The organism is Streptomyces sp. NPDC094032 (genome assembly GCF_040303965.1).
Taxonomy (GTDB): domain Bacteria; phylum Actinomycetota; class Actinomycetes; order Streptomycetales; family Streptomycetaceae; genus Streptomyces.
On sequence record NZ_JBEOUE010000005.1, the window covers coordinates 58,015 to 73,419 of the forward strand.

Consider the following 15,405-nt stretch of genomic DNA (forward strand, 5'->3'; position numbering starts at 1 on the left):
CTCATCCTTTGGCGTGCGCTGCGGGTGCTCGGTGCACCGGGCTTCGCTACGCTCGCGACGCTGCGAGAGCTGCGGTGGCGGTGTCTGCGCGCAGCATCGCAATATCGGATTTCCCGATGGTTGCCCGATTGTGAACCCCGTGTTACTCAGCCTTCCTGGGTATCCCGGGTATCCCCGGTATCCCGGATCCGGCGTGCGACCACGTGCGCGTTCAGGAGCGTCCCGAACCCGGCCCGCCGGATCCGCTCCACCAGCTCGGCGTACGAGGTCCCCAGCGCCTCCGCGGTCCGCCCCAGGTGCCAGTCCTGGTCCGCGAGCCGGCGCAGCAGATGCCCCCGCCGGATCTGGCTCTCCGACAGCCGGAACGTCTTCAGGTACGCCGTCCGCCCCCGGTGGTCGCTGATCAGCTCGCCGATGTGCTGCTCCTGCCCCGACCGCAGGAACGGCGGCAGGAAGCGGAAGAGCCGGAAGTCCCCCATCCGGTGCACCCGCTCGAAGGCGTACGGGGTCTCAAGCAGGTCCCGCGCCATCAGGGCGTCGTGCGCCTGCGCCCACGCCCGCTCCTGCGCCCGAGCGGCGGCCCGCAACTGGGCCAGCGAATGGACAGCGCCGCTTTCCAGGGACGCGGTGAAGTCCGCGACCGGCGCCCCATAGTGCGCGTACTGGTGCACCAGCTCCCCGAACAGGTCCTCCACCAGGGTCGGATGCAGGACCCGGTAGTCCTCGGGATGCGGCACGACGAAGGCCGCGGCCAGCGCGTCGGACACGTAAAGGAGCATCCCGCACTGCCCCGGATGGATCTCGAAGACCCGCAGCGCCTCGGCGAGCCCCGGCACCTGCCACCCGCCGTACGCGGCCTCCGCGCGCGGCGAGAGACCCCGGCGCACCGCCTCCCCGGACCACTCCTCCCAGGCGACCGAAGGACCGCCGAAGTGGAGCGCGAGATACCCCTCAAGGGCCAGGTGCAGCGGCAGGAACCGCAGCCGCTGCTCACCCCTGCGGCGCCGGGCCAGCCGCCGCAGCGGCATCGAGGCGGGCGGCTCCTCCCCGAGCCGGGTCCCATAGGCGGCGGCCTCCGCGCCCGCCCCCGACCAGTCGGCGACGAAACCGTGCGGGATGTACGAGGAGTACGCCGTGCCGTCGCCGAGCTCCACCGGGCCGAGGCCGCCCTCGTACACCCTGCGGTGCAGCCGCAGCCCCTCGACCGGCTCCTCCCGTACCAGCGGGACCAGCCGCACCCCGCCCCACACCTGGGCGGGCCGGACGTCGAGCCCCGTCAGATCGATCCGCGTCACCGCGCCCCCTCCCCGAGAAACAGCTCCACCCGGCGGTCCAGATACGCCCGCAGCTCCGCGAGCCGCTCACGCCCCTCGGCGAACCGCGCGATCTCCACCAGCGCCGGCAGGTCCTCCGCGTCCCGGATCCCGGCCGTCGGCACACCCGGAGCCAGCCGGCGCACGTCGAAGACCTCCGCGTCGTATACGGGGTTCACATGCACCACGCTCGTCCGGTGCCCCGGATCGAGCCGTTCCCGCCACACCCGCAGCACCTCGCCCGCGAGCCCCGGCGGCGCGTTGTCCCAGCCGTCCGAGACGATCACCAGCCGCTCCGGGGCACCCTGCGGCCCCTCCAGGGCGTCGAGGATCCGCGTCCCCAGCGGCGTCGGCCCCCACGGCCGCACCAGCAGCGGATCACCGGCGCCCGAGGTCCAGTGCGCCGCGTACCCGCCGGGGGCGGCCAGCGCCTCCAGGAGGAAGTGGCAGCCCAGGGCGACCGCCAGCGGACGGCGCCGCTTCACCGCCGAACCGGAGGACGAGAAACTGTCGTCGAGCACGGCCGCCACCCGCCCCCAGCTCCCCGCGTACGGCCCCGCCACCCGCCCCGCGGCGGCCCGCAGCGCCCCCGTCAGCTCGGCACGGCGCGCCACTCTCTCCCCGAAGGGGAGAGACACCACGTACAGCGCGAGCCGGGTCAGCGGCATCACACCGAGCTCCGTCCGCCCGGGGCGCGTCCGCAGCCGCTCCAGCCGGGTCATGCGCGGCGCGATCCGCTCCAGGAACACCTCACGGGCCACCCCGTGCCGCGCGGCGAACCCCTCGGCGACCGTGAACGGCAGCTCGTACAGCGCCCCCTGCTCGTGGGGAGCCCGACGGAACGCCTCCAGCGTGCGGTCCGCGTAACGGTTCCTGCGGCCCGGGGCGAAGAGGAAGTCCCCGACCTCCCCGGCCTCCCCGGCCCCTCCGGACAAGGCCAGGTGCGTGTGCCGGACGGCGGCCTTCAGACCGGGCCGGTACTTCACGGCGTCGTGCGCGAGATCGGGCCGCCCGGCCAGCCAGTCGCGCACGATCGCGCGGGTGCGGCGGTTGTTGACCCCGGCCGCGCGCAGGGCGCCGAAGAGCCGGTACACGCGCTGCGGCGGCATCACGGCGAGCCGCGCCGCGATCAGCCGCCCCTCACCGGGCCCGGCCTCCCGGGGCGTGCGCAGCAGCCGCTCCGCGATCAGGCCGGCGTTGTGGTCGTTGATGTCGAGCGCCAGCGCGGCGGCGTACAGGGGCCGGTAGTTGACGCACACGTACGCGTGCAGGAAGTCGAGCGACAGCCGCTGCTCCTCGGCCGTGGACCGGAACTCGCGCTGCCCGGTGGCCGTGAGGGCCGCGTTGACGAAGAGCAGGACGTCCTCGGCGGCGACGAGATCGGACATCCGGATGCTCCTTGCGTGCCTGCGGGGGTGCCGGCCGGGGAATGGGGGTGCGAACAGCGAATACGTTGCTTCAGAGGCAGGTCCCGGAAGTCGCACCGGAGTCCCGCGGCCGGCGGGGTCGACGCTAACACCGGGGCGGGGGAGGGGCATCCGGGTTTTGGGGTGGGGGCGGGCGTGGGCTCGGGGCGGGGCAGGGTCGGTTGAGGCTCGGCTCCGGGTCGGCTGCGGGTCGGATCCGGGTCGGGTCCGGGGAGACCCCGGGTCCGGATGTCCGAGCGGGGCGGCAGACTGGGGGCATGACGAAGATCCCCGGCGCGAAGCCCCGTATCGGTCTGCTCGGCACCGGCCCCTGGGCCGAGCGCACGCACGCTCCCGCGCTGGCGGCGCACGAGGGCGTCGAGTTCGCCGGGGTCTGGGGCAGGCGGCCCGAGGCCGCGGCGGCGCTGGCCGCCCGGTTCGGGACGCGGGCGTACGAGGACGTGGACGCCCTGTTCGAGGCGAGCGACGCCGTCGCCCTCGCGCTGCCGCCGGACGTCCAGGCCCCGCTCGCGGCCCGGGCGGCGGCGGCCGGCTGCCATGTGATCCTCGACAAGCCGGTGGCGACCTCGGCCGGGGCGGCCCGCGACCTGGCGGCGGCCGTGACGGCGGCGGGCGTCGCCTCCGTGGTCTTCTGCACCCTGCGGTTCGCGGAGCCCACCGCCCGCTGGATCGACGAACAGGCGGCGTCCGGCGGCTGGTTCCTCGGCGAGGCGCACTGGCTGGGCTCCCTCTTCGCGCCGGGCTCGGAGAGCGCGTACGCGGCGTCCCCGTGGCGGCGCGAGAAGGGCGCCCTGTGGGACGTCGGCCCGCACGTTCTCTCCGTCTACCTGCCGGTCCTCGGCGACGTCACCTCGGTGACCTGCGCCAGGGGCCCGGAGGACACCCGGCACCTGGTCCTGCGCCATGCCTCGGGCGCGAGCAGCACCGCGACCCTCACCCTCAGCGCCCCGCCCGGGGCGGCCGAGGCCGCGCTCTCGCTGTACGGGGAGCGGGGGCGGGTGACGATGCCGGGCTGGGACGGCGCCCTGGGCGCGTTCGGGGGCGCGGTGGACGCCCTCCTGGAGGCCGCCCGCAGCGGCGAGCCGCACGCCTGCGACGTGCGCTTCGGGGTGCGGCTCACCGAGATCCTGGCGGAGGCGGAGGCGGCGTCCGCCTGAGCCGCCCGGCCGGGGTCAGCGGGACAGCGCGCCGGAAACGCCCGGCCCGGGTCAGCGGGACAGCGCGTCCCGAACCGCCTCCTCGGTGCGGGCGACGACGGCCGTGCCGTCCTCGGCGGTGATGATGGGCCGCTGGATCAGCTTCGGATGCGCGGCCAGCGCCTCCACCCAGCGGTCCCGGCCCGCCGCGTCCCGGGGCCAGTCCTTCAGCCCGAGCTCCTTCGCGGCCGCCTCCTGGGTGCGCGTGATGTCCCACGGCTCCAGGCCGAGCCGGTCGAGCACGGCCCGGATCTCGTCGGGGCTCGGCACGTCCTCCAGGTAACGCCGCACGGTGTAGTCGGCGCCCTCGGCGTCCAGCAGGGTCAGCGCGCTGCGGCACTTCGAACAGGCGGGATTGATCCAGATCTCCATGCCCTCCAACGTACCCCCGAAGACCTGCCCGACGAGCCACTAAAGCCCGTCCGACCAGGGGCGATTGTCAGTGGGGGCGACTAAAATCGGGGGTGAAGGTGAGGGTCCCGGGGAGGGCTCTCGCCCACCGTTTCGCCAGGAGGTCGCGCATGGCTCTCGCCGTGATCCGGACACCGTCCATCGAACAGTGGAAGCCCCTCCAGAAGCAGCCGCTCCCCGCGGGCCGCCCGCGCGAGTGGTACGTCACCCACAACCGCCGACTGAAGGCCATGCGCCTCGCGATAGCCCTGCTGGACGCGGGCGTCTACATCCCGTCGCGGGCCACGAACGCGAAGATCCGCACGACCGCCGTCCAGCTCGGCATCCACCCGCCCTCCGACACCACCTGCCACATGGTCCGCGCCCTGATCCGCTACGGCCGCTGACCGGGTGAGGCGCTGCCCGGCCCACGGCCGGGCAGCGCACGCGGCCGGGCGCCCTACCAGGCCACGGGCAGCCGCTCGGGCAACCGCTTCATGAAGTTGGTACGCCACACCAGCTGTTCGACCGGCACCGCGAGCCGCAGCCCCGGCAGCCGTTCAAGCACCACCTCCAGGGCGATCTCGGCGTGCCGCTTCCCGAGCGCGGTGGCCGGGCAATAGTGCCGGCCCCCGCCGAACGACAGATGGTCGGCGGCGTTCTCCCGCCCCGGCCGGAACACCAGCGGATCGGCGAAGTGCTCCGGATCGTGGTTGGCCGCCTCCACGAGCACGAGCACGAGCTCACCGGCCCGCACGAGCACGTCACCCAGCCACACGTCCTCCAGCGCGATGCGCGGCAGCCCGTCGCCGATCGACAGATTCACCCGCAGCAGCTCGTCCATGGCCCCGACGACCCCGCCCCCGGCCAGCGCGTCCCGCACATCCGGCCGGGTCAGGACCGACACCAGGGCCATCGTCAGGAATCCGGCGGTGGAGATGACCCCGGCCCCGAACAGGGTCACGCCGACGGTGGCGAGCATCTCGTCCGTGAGATGCGCGTAGTCGGGATCGTCCCGAAGCGCCGCGAGCTCCGCCATGAGCCCGCCGGTCGCCGGATCGTCGAGCCGCGCCACCATGTACGCCATGTCGCGGTCCCAGTTGAGCCGCGCCGCCTCGATCTCGCGCGGGGCGTTCATGAACGCCACGTCCAGGCTCCGCAGCAGCCGGGGCCCGTCGTCCTCGGGGATGCCGAGCAGCCGGCAGTGCAGCCCCGCCGAGTACGGGTCGGCGAACCCGCTCCGCAACTCCCCGGGCGCGCCCTCGCCCACGAGCGCGTCCACCAGCGAACCGGCCCGCGCCCGCAGCCACTCCTCAAGCCCGGGCGCCTTCGGACTGATCGCCCGCATCACCGCCTTGCGAAGCCCGGCCCCGGTGATGTTGCCCATGTTGTTCACGACGTGCGGCGGGATGGTCAGCGCGTACTGCCGCGGCACCCCCGGCGCGGAGGTGTCCTTCAGACTGAACCGCGGATCCTCCAGAACCTGCCGGCACAACCCGTACGAGGAGACGAGCCAGGCCTCGTCCCCCGCGATGGTCCGCACTGTGCACACGGGCTCGGCACGCAGCCGCCCGATCTCCTCGGGCAGCCGGGTCCCGTCCCAGTCAAAGGGAAAGCTGATGGCGGTCATCGCGAATCTCCCTCGGTACGGGTGATGCCGGCGGGCGTGAGAATCCCATGCCCCTGATTGCGCGAGGCCCGCAGCCCTGACCCCCGGGCGTACAGCAGGTCGGCGAGCGGCAGGGCCTGGTGGTAGACGTTCAGCGAGGACGGCACCCCGAGGATCGCGGGCGTGTCCAGGAACAGCGGCACCTCGGCACAGATGTACTCCCGGCACACCTCCCGCTGCCGCTCACTGACCTCCTGCCCCGGCGCCAGCTTCCCTGCCATGAAGATCCCGGCGAGCGCGTCACAGGTCCGCCGCACCACAGGATCCCCGTCCAAGGCGGCCAAGGTCTCCCGGTGCAACGCCCGGTACTCGGGGAGGGCGGCGAACTCCGACATCCCCCGCGCCCGCATCCGCACCCCCGCCGGATCCCCCTCACCCACGGCCGCGTGCACCTTGGCCCGCACCCCCCGCAGATTCTTCACGGCCTTCCGCCGCGCCTCGTCGGCCCCGTACCCGAGTGCCTCGTACATGTCGGCGACATGCAGATCGGTATAGACGAAGTCGACCGTCTCGAAATGTGCGAGCCCCCAGCGCGCGAGCTCGCGCAGTCGCTGGGCCGTGAAGTAGCTGTTCCCCGGGGAGACGCCGATGACCACGTGCGCGCCCTCGTCGGCGATGACGCGGCAATGCTCGGTATACGGCTGAAGCAGAAGCGTCTCCACAGGGGCGAAAGCCGCCTGAGTCACGTTCGGTTCCCTCATCGCACCCACTAGTCCCAACGGAGCCCAGTGCCCCGGGTGTGGCGGCCACGACGACGACACGCTACCGGCCGGTCACGGAGAGCGAATGGACTACCCGTGAGTAGGAGCGAGAATTCGTCAGCTCTTCGCACTCCCGTCGCGCAGGCGACACGGACCTCGGGCGGCGGCACGGGCGCCGAGGACAGCCAGCCGCAGGAGACGTGCAGCCGGAGCCAAAGTGCTCCCGGGCCTCTCGTCACTCGCCTCGGCTCTCCTCGCGCCGCGCCGTCACCTCCTCCGCCTCCGTGTCTTCCGCGGGTTCCCCCCGATCCGGCCGGCCGGCGGCCGGACGCTCATGGATGCCGCGGCGCAGCTCGTTCCGGACCCGCCGCCAGGCACGGATGATCGGTGGCACCCGCGTCAGCACCTCGCTGATCTGTGTCAGCAGCAGAGTGAGGCAGCCGAACGACGCGAGCACGAACAAGGCCGCCTGATCCCAGCTCATTACGCGAGCCCCGCTAACCGAGGACGCCATGGCGGGCGAGCCACCCGAGGGCGTTCACTCCCAGCCGGTCCGGCTCCCGCAGCAGGGCGGTCTCCACGGCACCGAGATCGGTGAGCTCCGCGGGCGCGGACGTCCGGTCCAGCGAGGCGAGGCGCTGCATCGCGGCGTCAACCACAGCGGGCCAGCCGGGCATCCCGAAGCCGTGTGCGCTCCGGAAGACGGCCGTGAACGCCCGGTGCAGGAGCGCCGTACGCCAGCCCTGGCGGCGCATCACCTCTCCGGTGATCCACACCTGCTGCTCGACGTCCCGGACGAAGTCGGCCACCGGCCCGGAGGAGGACCGCAGCGTGAATAGGGAGCCCCCCGCCCAGGGGAGGTCCTGATCCGTGGCGACGGCTGTGAACGCGCCCAGCCGTTCGGGCCCGCCGTCGCGGGCCGCGACGAGCGCCTTGCGGGCTCGGCGGTACAAGTCGGCCTCCTGCGCGAAGAGATCCCCGGCGTCCGGACCGCCGGGCGCCGCGCTGATCGCCTCGAGCGCCTTGCTCGACAACGCCTCGGCGACCAGCCCGGCCGCCGCCGCGCTCAGCAGGGCCTCCGGGTCGTCGGGGTCGATTCCGAGCGGAAGGAGCGCGGCCGAAGCCTGCTCCTTCAGCTCGGGGAACAGCGAAGGCGGATCCTCGGGCCGTGGCGCGAACAGCGCGGCGATGCGAGGGGACAGGGGACCTGGGCCGGGGTCCTCGATGATGATGCCGTGCTCCCGAAGGTCCTCGAAGACGGTGTCGGGTCCGCAGTCGATGTGTGACGTGTCGTGCCGTCCCGAGCAGCCCTCCGGGCACTCCAGCTCCTCGCACATCTCCGGTTCCCCAGGCTGCGCCTCGTTGATCAGGTGGTAGACGAGCCGGTCGGCCACGGTCTCGCGGGCCGTGATCATGGCGTCGCCCAGCAGCAGTTCCGCGTGGTTCAGCGAGTGGTCCTCCCGGTCGACCGAGGCGGGAGGTTCCGGGGCGTCGGAGATCCAGGCGTGGGCCGACTCCAGCGCTACCGACAGCCAGGCGATCCGCAGGACGGGGACTTCCTCGTTCCCCGCCACCTCGGCGACCGCCTCCGCGGCCCGCCGGACCGCTTCGAGCCGCCTCACGTAGTGGTCGCGGTGGGCTCCCCAGGCTTCCGCATCCTTGCGGGCCTGCTCGGCGTTCCGCCACAGGGCGGAATCCCGGGCCTCCCGCGCCCGGGTGACCAGTTGGCTCAGGCACGGGCGGCACCCGGAGGGGCCGGTCTCCGGATCGGACGCGAGTGGCACCGACCCGAGATCCCGGCCGAACGGGGTGCCGCACACGCAGCAGTCCAGGTTCGCCATCTGCCGGCCTGTCGGCAAGGCGGGCAGGGCGGCACGGATCGTGCCGTGCGCGTAGGCGGGAATGTGCACGTGGAGAACTCCTTGGGTGCCGTGCTCCGTTGCTGTCCTCACCATGCTCACCTGGGTGTTCTGCCGTTAGTCACGAGGTGGACGATCGGGCGTCGAATATGACGGAAGCTGACTGCGGGTGCCTGCCGTGGCGGCGAAACTTGACACCTCCGCCGGAGTTCACCGGCCCCGAAAGAGGAGGATCCCCGTGGTGGGCACCCCCGATGAGTCCCGGCCGGATGGCCGGCATCAGGAACTGGTCGACGCGTTGCAGGAACTGCACCGGGCGGCCGGCGAGCTGAGCTACCGCAAGGTGAGCGCGCTGATCCGCGAACGGGACGACGCGCTGTCGGGACCCAGCCACGAGACCGTGCGCTCGGCGATCAACGGAAAGCAGCTTCCGCGCTGGGAGACGGTGCGCGACATCGTGGTGGCGCTGGCAGCCCTGTGCAGCCCGCCTCGGGACGAGGAGACGGAGGCCGGAAGGTTCCTGCTGCTGTGGCGCGCGGTCCGCGAAGGGGAGAAGGGCGCCAGGAAGTCGTTCCAGGAGCTGGCCAACAGCGGCTGGGGCGGGGAGGACGGCACATGGACACCCGAGATGATCATGGGCATCCTGGTCAACCCGTTCAGTGCCATCCAGATCGCCCCCGGGCTCGCGGTCCCGCACGAACCGATCGTCTCCGAGGACGTGTGGATCCGGGCGATGGAGAGGTTCATCGAAGAGGACGGGGCCGAGCACGCCCTACGGGTCCTGCTGCACACGCTGAAGGGCGACTACATCGGAGCCACCGAAGGCACGCCCTACGGCTACCAGGACATGGACCGGGAGGCGATGGACGCGTTCGCGGCATTCCGCCACGGCTGCCAGGAGGTGCGCCGCCGCCTGCGGGCGGAGCCCAACCTCCTCGCGGAGTCGATCCGCGCGATGCGGGCCGACGAGACGATGGACCGGGACGACCGGGCGGGGATGCTGGAGAACGAGTCGGACCTGGGCCTGATGAGGGAGGTCATGATCGTGACGCCGGATACCTGGGACGAGGTGTCCGAGGAAGCCCACCACATGGTCTTCGGCTATTTGATCAAGCAGATTGGCCCGCCGGGCCCGCTCAGCCTGCCGGACGCGGAGCGCTTCCCGATCCTCTGGCGCGTTCCCGAACCCGCCGCGGAATAGCTCCCGCCGGCTCGTAGAAGCGGTCCATACGCGTGCCCGCAGGCCGGCGAGACGCCGACCTGCGGACACGACGAGGTATCAGCTGCGTTTCCGCAGCTCACCGGCTTAGAGGTCGAAGTACAGCTCGAACTCGTGCGGGTGCGGGCGGAGCTGGATCGGGGCGATTTCGTTGGTGCGCTTGTAGTCGATCCAGGTCTCGATCAGGTCGGACGTGAAGACGCCGCCCGCCTGGAGGTACTCGTTGTCCTCCTCCAGGGCGGTGAGGACGGCCTCCAGGTTGGTCGGGACCTGGGGGACGTTCGCGTGCTCCTCGGGAGCCAGCTCGTACAGGTCCTTGTCGATCGGCTCCATGGGCTCGATCTTGTTCTTGATGCCGTCGAGGCCCGCGAGGAGCAGGGCCGAGAAGGCGAGGTACGGGTTCGAGGACGGGTCCGGCGCGCGGAACTCGACGCGCTTGGCCTTCGGGTTCGAGCCCGTGATCGGGATGCGCATGGCGGCGGAGCGGTTACGCTGCGAGTACACCATGTTGACCGGGGCCTCGAAGCCCGGGACCAGGCGGTGGTACGAGTTCACCGTCGGGTTGGTGAAGGCGAGCAGCGACGGGGCGTGCTTGAGGATGCCGCCGATGTAGTAGCGCGCGGTGTCCGACAGGCCCGCGTAGCCGGCCTCGTCGTAGAACAGCGGGTCGCCGTTGGACCACAGCGACTGGTGGACGTGCATGCCCGAGCCGTTGTCGCCGAAGATCGGCTTCGGCATGAAGGTCGCGGTCTTGCCGTTCCGCCAGGCGACGTTCTTGATGATGTACTTGAACAGCATCAGGTCGTCGGCCGAGGCCAGCAGCGTGTTGAACTTGTAGTTGATCTCGGCCTGGCCGGCGGTGCCGACCTCGTGGTGCTGGCGCTCGACCTGGAGGCCGACGTTCTCCAGCTCCAGGGACATCTCGGAGCGCAGGTCGGCGAAGTGGTCGACCGGCGGGGCCGGGAAGTAGCCGCCCTTGTAGCGGACCTTGTAACCGCGGTTGTTCTCCTCCGCACCGGTGTTCCAGGCGCCGGCCTCGGAGTCGATGTGGTAGAAGCCCTGGTTCGCCGAGGTCTCGAAGCGGACCGAGTCGAAGACGTAGAACTCCGCCTCGGGGCCGAAGTACGCGGTGTCGGCGATGCCGGTGGAGGCGAGGTAGGTCTCGGCCTTCTTCGCGATGTTGCGCGGGTCGCGGCTGTAGGCCTCGCCCGTGATCGGGTCGTGGATGAAGAAGTTGATGTTGAGCGTCTTGTCGCGGCGGAAGGGGTCCACCCGGGCCGTCGACAGGTCGGCGCGCAGCGCCATGTCCGACTCGTGGATGGCCTGGAAGCCGCGGATCGACGAACCGTCGAACGCGAGCTCCTCCGACGGGTTGAAGGCCGTCGCCGGGATCGTGAAGTGCTGCATCACGCCCGGAAGGTCACAGAAGCGGACGTCGACCATCTTGACGTCGTTGTCCTTGATGAACTTCTGGACCTCGTCGGCGTTCTGGAACCCGTGCTTCTCGGACATCCAACTCCTCCTACTCCCGGCCCGGGGAGGGGCGGGCTTGCAGCTCGGTCGTGCGGCCAGTGCGGTGGCACACGCAGGACCCGACCATAGGCAGACGGGATTTCTCAAGCATGACCCATTTGTTTCGTCGAAGTTAACCGGGGCGGGTGCGCCCCAAGCCCTCCCCAAGCCCTCACCGGGCCCTCCGCGCGCCCGTGCCGACCCAGGCCGAAGTGATCAAAAACGGGCACAGTACCGTGGTCGGGTGGACAACAGGCAAGCACTCGGATCATGGCTCTCCGGACCCCGCGCGGCGGCCGAAGACGCGGGCGTGGACTTCGGTTACCGGGGGCAGCAGCTCGGTCTGCCCGAGGAGGGGCCCGGCTCGATCGCCCGCCCCGGCCGCCGGCTCGGCGCCCTCGCCGTCGACTGGGCCCTCTGCATGCTGATCGCATACGGCCTGATCACCGACGGCTACAGCCAGGCCACCGGCAACTGGGCGCTGCTCATCCTGCTGGTCCTGAGCGTGCTCACGGTCGGCACCGTCGGCTCCACCCCCGGCAAGCGCCTGTTCGGCCTCCGGGTGGCCTCGGTGCACGGCGGCCGCCTCGGCATCCTGCGAGTGGTCCTGCGCAGCCTCCTGGTCTGCCTGGCCATCCCCGCCCTCATCTGGGACCGGGACGGCCGCGGCCTGCACGACCGCTTCTCGGGCGCCGTCCAGGTCCGCATCTGAACGAGACCCCGGCGAGACCGCACACGTACAACGGGAAGCGCCCCGGACCGATCAGCCAATCAGCCGATCAGGTCCGGGGCGCTTCCCGTCATTCCCGTCCTCGTGCGCTCAGCTCTTCGTACGCTCAGCGCATCTTTCCGCCGCGCGGCATCCGCATGCCCTTGGGCATGGGGCCCTTTGGCAGCGGCATGTTGCTCATCAGGTCGCCCATCGCGCGCAGCCGGTCGTTGGTGGCGGTCACCTGGGGGCCGGACAGCAGCCGGGGCAGCTTCAGCATCTTGGTGCGGATCTTCTTGAGCGGCACCTGGCCCTGGTCCTCGTCGTTGCCGACGATGATGTCGGTCACCGGCACGTCGACGACGACGCGGGCGACCTTCTTCTTCTCGGCCGCGAGCAGCGTCTTCAGCCGGTTCGGGTTGCCCTCGCCGACCAGCACGACGCCCTGACGGCCGACCGCCCGGTGCACGACGTCCTGGTTGCGGTTCATCGCCACCGCGGGGGTGACCGTCCAGCCGCGCCCGATGTTCTGCAGCACCGCCGCGGCCGCGCCCGGCTGGCCCTCCATCTGCCCGAAGGCCGCCTTCTCGGCGCGCCGCCCGAAGATGATGGCCATCGCCAGGAACGCCAGCACGAAGCCGAGGATGCCCAGATAGACCGGGTGACCGATCAGGAACCCGATCGCGAGGAAGACACCGAGTACGACGATGCCCACGCCCGCGACGACGAGACCGACCTTGGGATCGGCCTTCCGGGTCATCTTGTACGTGAGGGCGATCTGCTTCAGTCGCCCGGGGTTCGCGGCGTCAGCGCCGCCCGTGTTTGCACTCCTCGCCATGTCCTGAAGTTTACGTGGCCCGGGAAGCCTGGCCCGACACCGCCTCCAGGACGTGCTGGGCCTCGACCCGGTCCTTGGCGCGGCGGCGGTCCTCCAGGACCGACGTCCAGGCGTTGCGGCGGGCCCTGCGCTGCCCGCGCGAGAGCAGCAGGGACTCGACGGCCCGGAGGGCGTCGGTGACGGACGGGAGCGCCGTGGCGCGGATCTGCGCGGCCTGCATGGGCGAGGGCCTCCGTGAACGCTCGGTGGCGGTGAGTGAGTAAATCCTCACAGATCGGTGTTACCAGGGCGTGACCCCGCGGTCAAACACTGATGACACCTTGACGGCGTCGGCAGGGCCGAAGGGGTGCTCCCGTTACGCCGACGCGGCCGTCCGGACGGACGGCCGCGTCGGGAGTGCGCTGGTCAGACGGCCTGCGAGGCCTCGACGGCGCCCGCGCGCTTCTCGATCGCCTGCTGGTAGAGGCGGCCGGCCCGGTACGAGGAGCGGACCAGCGGGCCCGACATCACACCGGAGAAGCCGATCTCGTCGGCCTCCTCCTTCAGCTCCACGAACTCCTGCGGCTTCACCCAGCGCTCCACGGGGTGGTGCCGGACGGAGGGGCGCAGGTACTGCGTGATGGTGATCAGCTCGCAGCCCGCGTCGTGCAGGTGCTGGAGGGCCTCGCTGACCTCCTCGCGGGTCTCGCCCATGCCGAGGATCAGGTTCGACTTCGTGACCAGACCGTAGTCACGCGCCTTGGTGATGACCTCCAGCGAACGCTCGTAGCGGAAGCCGGGGCGGATCCGCTTGAAGATCCGCGGCACGGTCTCCACGTTGTGCGCGAAGACCTCGGGGCGGGAGGCGAAGACCTCCTCCAGGAGCTCCGGCACCGCGTTGAAGTCGGGGGCGAGCAGCTCGACCTTGGTGCGGCCCTCGGCGCGCCCCGCGGTCTGCTCGTGGATCTGGCGCACGGTCTCCGCGTACAGCCAGGCGCCGCCGTCCTCCAGGTCGTCGCGGGCGACGCCGGTGATGGTGGCGTAGTTCAGGTCCATCGTGACGACGGACTCGCCGACGCGGCGCGGCTCGTCACGGTCCAGCGCCTGCGGCTTGCCCGTGTCGATCTGGCAGAAGTCGCAGCGGCGCGTGCACTGGTCGCCGCCGATGAGGAAGGTCGCCTCGCGGTCCTCCCAGCACTCGAAGATGTTGGGACAGCCCGCCTCCTGGCAGACCGTGTGCAGGCCCTCGCTCTTCACCAGGCCCTGGAGCTTGTTGTACTCCGGTCCCATCTTCGCGCGGGTCTTGATCCACTCGGGCTTGCGCTCGATGGGGGTCTGGGCGTTCCGGACCTCCAGGCGCAGCATCTTGCGTCCGTCGGGTGCGACTGCGGACACATCGGCTCCTGTAGCTTCGATTCTTCGGCGCACACCAGGGTACGCCGTTGCTTCCCATGCCTTACTACGTCTGGCCAACCTCTGGCCAGGACCACGCATTCCTCAGACCGAGGCGGTCTCCGTGGCCCGCCCGGTCTCCGCCGGACGCTCGGTCTCCCGCGGCCTGAGCTCCGCGTTCTCCAGGACCTCCCGCAGATGCCCCTCGATCACCGGGAGCACCTCCTCGATGGTGATGTCCCGGCCCAGCTCGTTGGCGAGCGAGGCCACGCCCGCGTCGCGGATGCCGCACGGGATGATCCGGTCGAACCAGGTGTTGTCCGGGTTCACGTTGAGCGCGAAGCCGTGCATCGTGACGCCCTTGGCGACCCGGATGCCGATGGCCGCCAGCTTCCGGTCCTCGCGCCGCTGGCCCGCGTTGGACGGGGCGTACTCGGGGCCGTTGAGCCGGGGGTCGAACTCGTCGTCGGTCAGCCGCGGGTCGAAGTCCAGCGAGAGCCCGCCGAGCGAGGGGCGCTGCTCGACCGGGTCGCCGAGCACCCAGACGCCGCTGCGGCCCTCGATGCGGGTGGTCTCCAGGCCGAAGTCGGCGGCCGTGCGGATCAGGGCCTCCTCCAGGCGGCGGACGTGGGCCACCACGTCGACCGGGCGGGGCAGCTTCATGATCGGGTAGCCGACCAGCTGGCCCGGGCCGTGCCAGGTGATCTTGCCGCCGCGGTCCACGTCCACGACCGGCGTCCCGTCCAGGGGGCGCTCGCTCTCCGCGGTGCGCCGGCCCGCGGTGTACACGGGCGGGTGCTCCAGCAGCAGACAGGTGTCGTCGACCTCGTCCGCGAACCGGGCGGCGTGCACCTCGCGCTGCTTGTCCCACGCCGCCCGGTACTCGACGGCGTCCTCGCCGAAGCCCAGACGGACGAATCGCAGCTCACTCACGGCCATGCCTCCTCCTGGATGCCGAAGGCCGGGTTCCGGGGGTCGTCCCGGGGCGGGAGCCGGCTCGGCACCATGCGTCATACGCGCCCATGCCACTGTACGGCGGAGCGCCGAACAGCAGTCCGGCAGGTGCGTGGGGCGCGTGCGCGCTGCTCCGGAGGCCTGCGCTTCGGGGACTGCCGTAAAGAACACTCCATGTTCCTCACACGATCGGATGAATGTGGGGCGAAGGTGGCGGTTAGGGCAGTGTCTGCCGCTAAATTCACGC

16 protein-coding genes are annotated in these 15,405 nt (G+C 71.4%); 4 read left to right on the forward strand and 12 right to left on the reverse strand.

What is annotated here, in order from left to right; all coding sequences use genetic code 11:
• Positions 1–146: 146 nt before the first annotated feature.
• Both ABTZ54_RS09875 and ABTZ54_RS09880 read right to left on the reverse strand, forming a co-directional pair.
• A complete protein-coding gene (locus ABTZ54_RS09875) occupies positions 147–1,295 on the reverse strand; it encodes an ARPP-2 domain-containing protein (RefSeq protein ID WP_351659329.1) in 1,149 nt (382 codons plus the stop codon).
• Entirely contained in the window at positions 1,292–2,701 is a 1,410-nt protein-coding gene (locus ABTZ54_RS09880) for a hypothetical protein (protein ID WP_351659331.1), read from the reverse strand. The genes ABTZ54_RS09875 and ABTZ54_RS09880 overlap by 4 nt, the downstream gene beginning before the upstream one ends.
• Positions 2,702–2,997: 296 nt before the next feature.
• Here ABTZ54_RS09880 and ABTZ54_RS09885 point away from each other — a divergent pair, with 296 nt between their 5' ends.
• The gene (locus tag ABTZ54_RS09885; protein ID WP_351659334.1) at positions 2,998–3,897 is read left to right on the forward strand and encodes a Gfo/Idh/MocA family protein; all 900 of its coding nucleotides are present in this window, start codon (positions 2,998–3,000) and stop codon (positions 3,895–3,897) included.
• Positions 3,898–3,948: 51 nt separating this feature from the next.
• Here the strand turns inward: ABTZ54_RS09885 and ABTZ54_RS09890 are convergent, their stop codons facing one another.
• Entirely contained in the window at positions 3,949–4,308 is a 360-nt protein-coding gene (locus tag ABTZ54_RS09890) for an arsenate reductase family protein (protein WP_351659337.1), read from the reverse strand.
• A 149-nt stretch (positions 4,309–4,457) separates the two neighbouring features.
• Here ABTZ54_RS09890 and ABTZ54_RS09895 point away from each other — a divergent pair, with 149 nt between their 5' ends.
• A complete protein-coding gene (locus tag ABTZ54_RS09895; RefSeq protein ID WP_351659339.1) occupies positions 4,458–4,733 on the forward strand; it encodes a hypothetical protein in 276 nt (91 codons plus the stop codon).
• Between the two features lie 53 nt (positions 4,734–4,786).
• Here ABTZ54_RS09895 and ABTZ54_RS09900 read toward each other — a convergent pair whose 3' ends face one another.
• The 4 genes from ABTZ54_RS09900 to ABTZ54_RS09915 form a co-directional block, all read right to left on the reverse strand.
• Positions 4,787–5,956 carry a cytochrome P450 gene (locus tag ABTZ54_RS09900; RefSeq protein WP_351659341.1) on the reverse strand — a complete coding sequence of 390 codons (1,170 nt, stop codon included), beginning with the start codon at positions 5,954–5,956 and terminating at the stop codon, positions 4,787–4,789.
• Positions 5,953–6,681 (reverse strand): cyclodityrosine synthase, encoded by a 729-nt coding sequence (locus ABTZ54_RS09905; protein WP_351659344.1) that lies wholly within the window; start codon positions 6,679–6,681, stop codon positions 5,953–5,955. The genes ABTZ54_RS09900 and ABTZ54_RS09905 overlap by 4 nt, the downstream gene beginning before the upstream one ends.
• Positions 6,682–6,931: 250 nt before the next feature.
• A complete protein-coding gene (locus ABTZ54_RS09910; RefSeq protein ID WP_351659347.1) occupies positions 6,932–7,180 on the reverse strand; it encodes a hypothetical protein in 249 nt (82 codons plus the stop codon).
• A gap of 13 nt (positions 7,181–7,193) precedes the next feature.
• Positions 7,194–8,606 (reverse strand): hypothetical protein, encoded by a 1,413-nt coding sequence (locus ABTZ54_RS09915; RefSeq protein WP_351659350.1) that lies wholly within the window; start codon positions 8,604–8,606, stop codon positions 7,194–7,196.
• A 190-nt stretch (positions 8,607–8,796) separates the two neighbouring features.
• Here ABTZ54_RS09915 and ABTZ54_RS09920 point away from each other — a divergent pair, with 190 nt between their 5' ends.
• The gene (locus ABTZ54_RS09920) at positions 8,797–9,756 is read left to right on the forward strand and encodes a hypothetical protein (RefSeq protein ID WP_351659353.1); all 960 of its coding nucleotides are present in this window, start codon (positions 8,797–8,799) and stop codon (positions 9,754–9,756) included.
• 105 nt (positions 9,757–9,861) lie between these two features.
• Here ABTZ54_RS09920 and glnA read toward each other — a convergent pair whose 3' ends face one another.
• Positions 9,862–11,286, reverse strand: coding sequence for a type I glutamate--ammonia ligase (gene glnA, locus ABTZ54_RS09925; protein ID WP_351659355.1), 1,425 nt, complete (start codon positions 11,284–11,286; stop codon positions 9,862–9,864).
• A 244-nt stretch (positions 11,287–11,530) separates the two neighbouring features.
• Between glnA and ABTZ54_RS09930 the strand changes: the two genes are divergently transcribed.
• The gene (locus ABTZ54_RS09930; RefSeq protein WP_351659358.1) at positions 11,531–11,998 is read left to right on the forward strand and encodes an RDD family protein; all 468 of its coding nucleotides are present in this window, start codon (positions 11,531–11,533) and stop codon (positions 11,996–11,998) included.
• 124 nt (positions 11,999–12,122) lie between these two features.
• On the opposite strand, the gene ABTZ54_RS09935 is transcribed toward ABTZ54_RS09930, so the two are convergent.
• The 4 genes from ABTZ54_RS09935 to lipB all read right to left on the reverse strand — a co-directional run bounded on the left by ABTZ54_RS09935 (position 12,123) and on the right by lipB (position 15,137).
• Positions 12,123–12,833, reverse strand: a complete 711-nt coding sequence (locus ABTZ54_RS09935) for a DUF4191 domain-containing protein (protein ID WP_351659361.1) — start codon at positions 12,831–12,833, stop codon at positions 12,123–12,125.
• Positions 12,834–12,843: 10 nt separating this feature from the next.
• A complete protein-coding gene (locus tag ABTZ54_RS09940) occupies positions 12,844–13,053 on the reverse strand; it encodes an SCO2195 family GlnR-regulated protein (protein WP_351659363.1) in 210 nt (69 codons plus the stop codon).
• Positions 13,054–13,238: 185 nt separating this feature from the next.
• On the reverse strand, positions 13,239–14,207 hold the full coding sequence (gene lipA, locus ABTZ54_RS09945; RefSeq protein WP_351659366.1) for a lipoyl synthase: 969 nt from the start codon (positions 14,205–14,207) through the stop codon (positions 13,239–13,241).
• Positions 14,208–14,309: 102 nt separating this feature from the next.
• On the reverse strand, positions 14,310–15,137 hold the full coding sequence (gene lipB, locus ABTZ54_RS09950) for a lipoyl(octanoyl) transferase LipB (protein ID WP_351659369.1): 828 nt from the start codon (positions 15,135–15,137) through the stop codon (positions 14,310–14,312).
• Positions 15,138–15,405 lie beyond the last annotated feature (268 nt).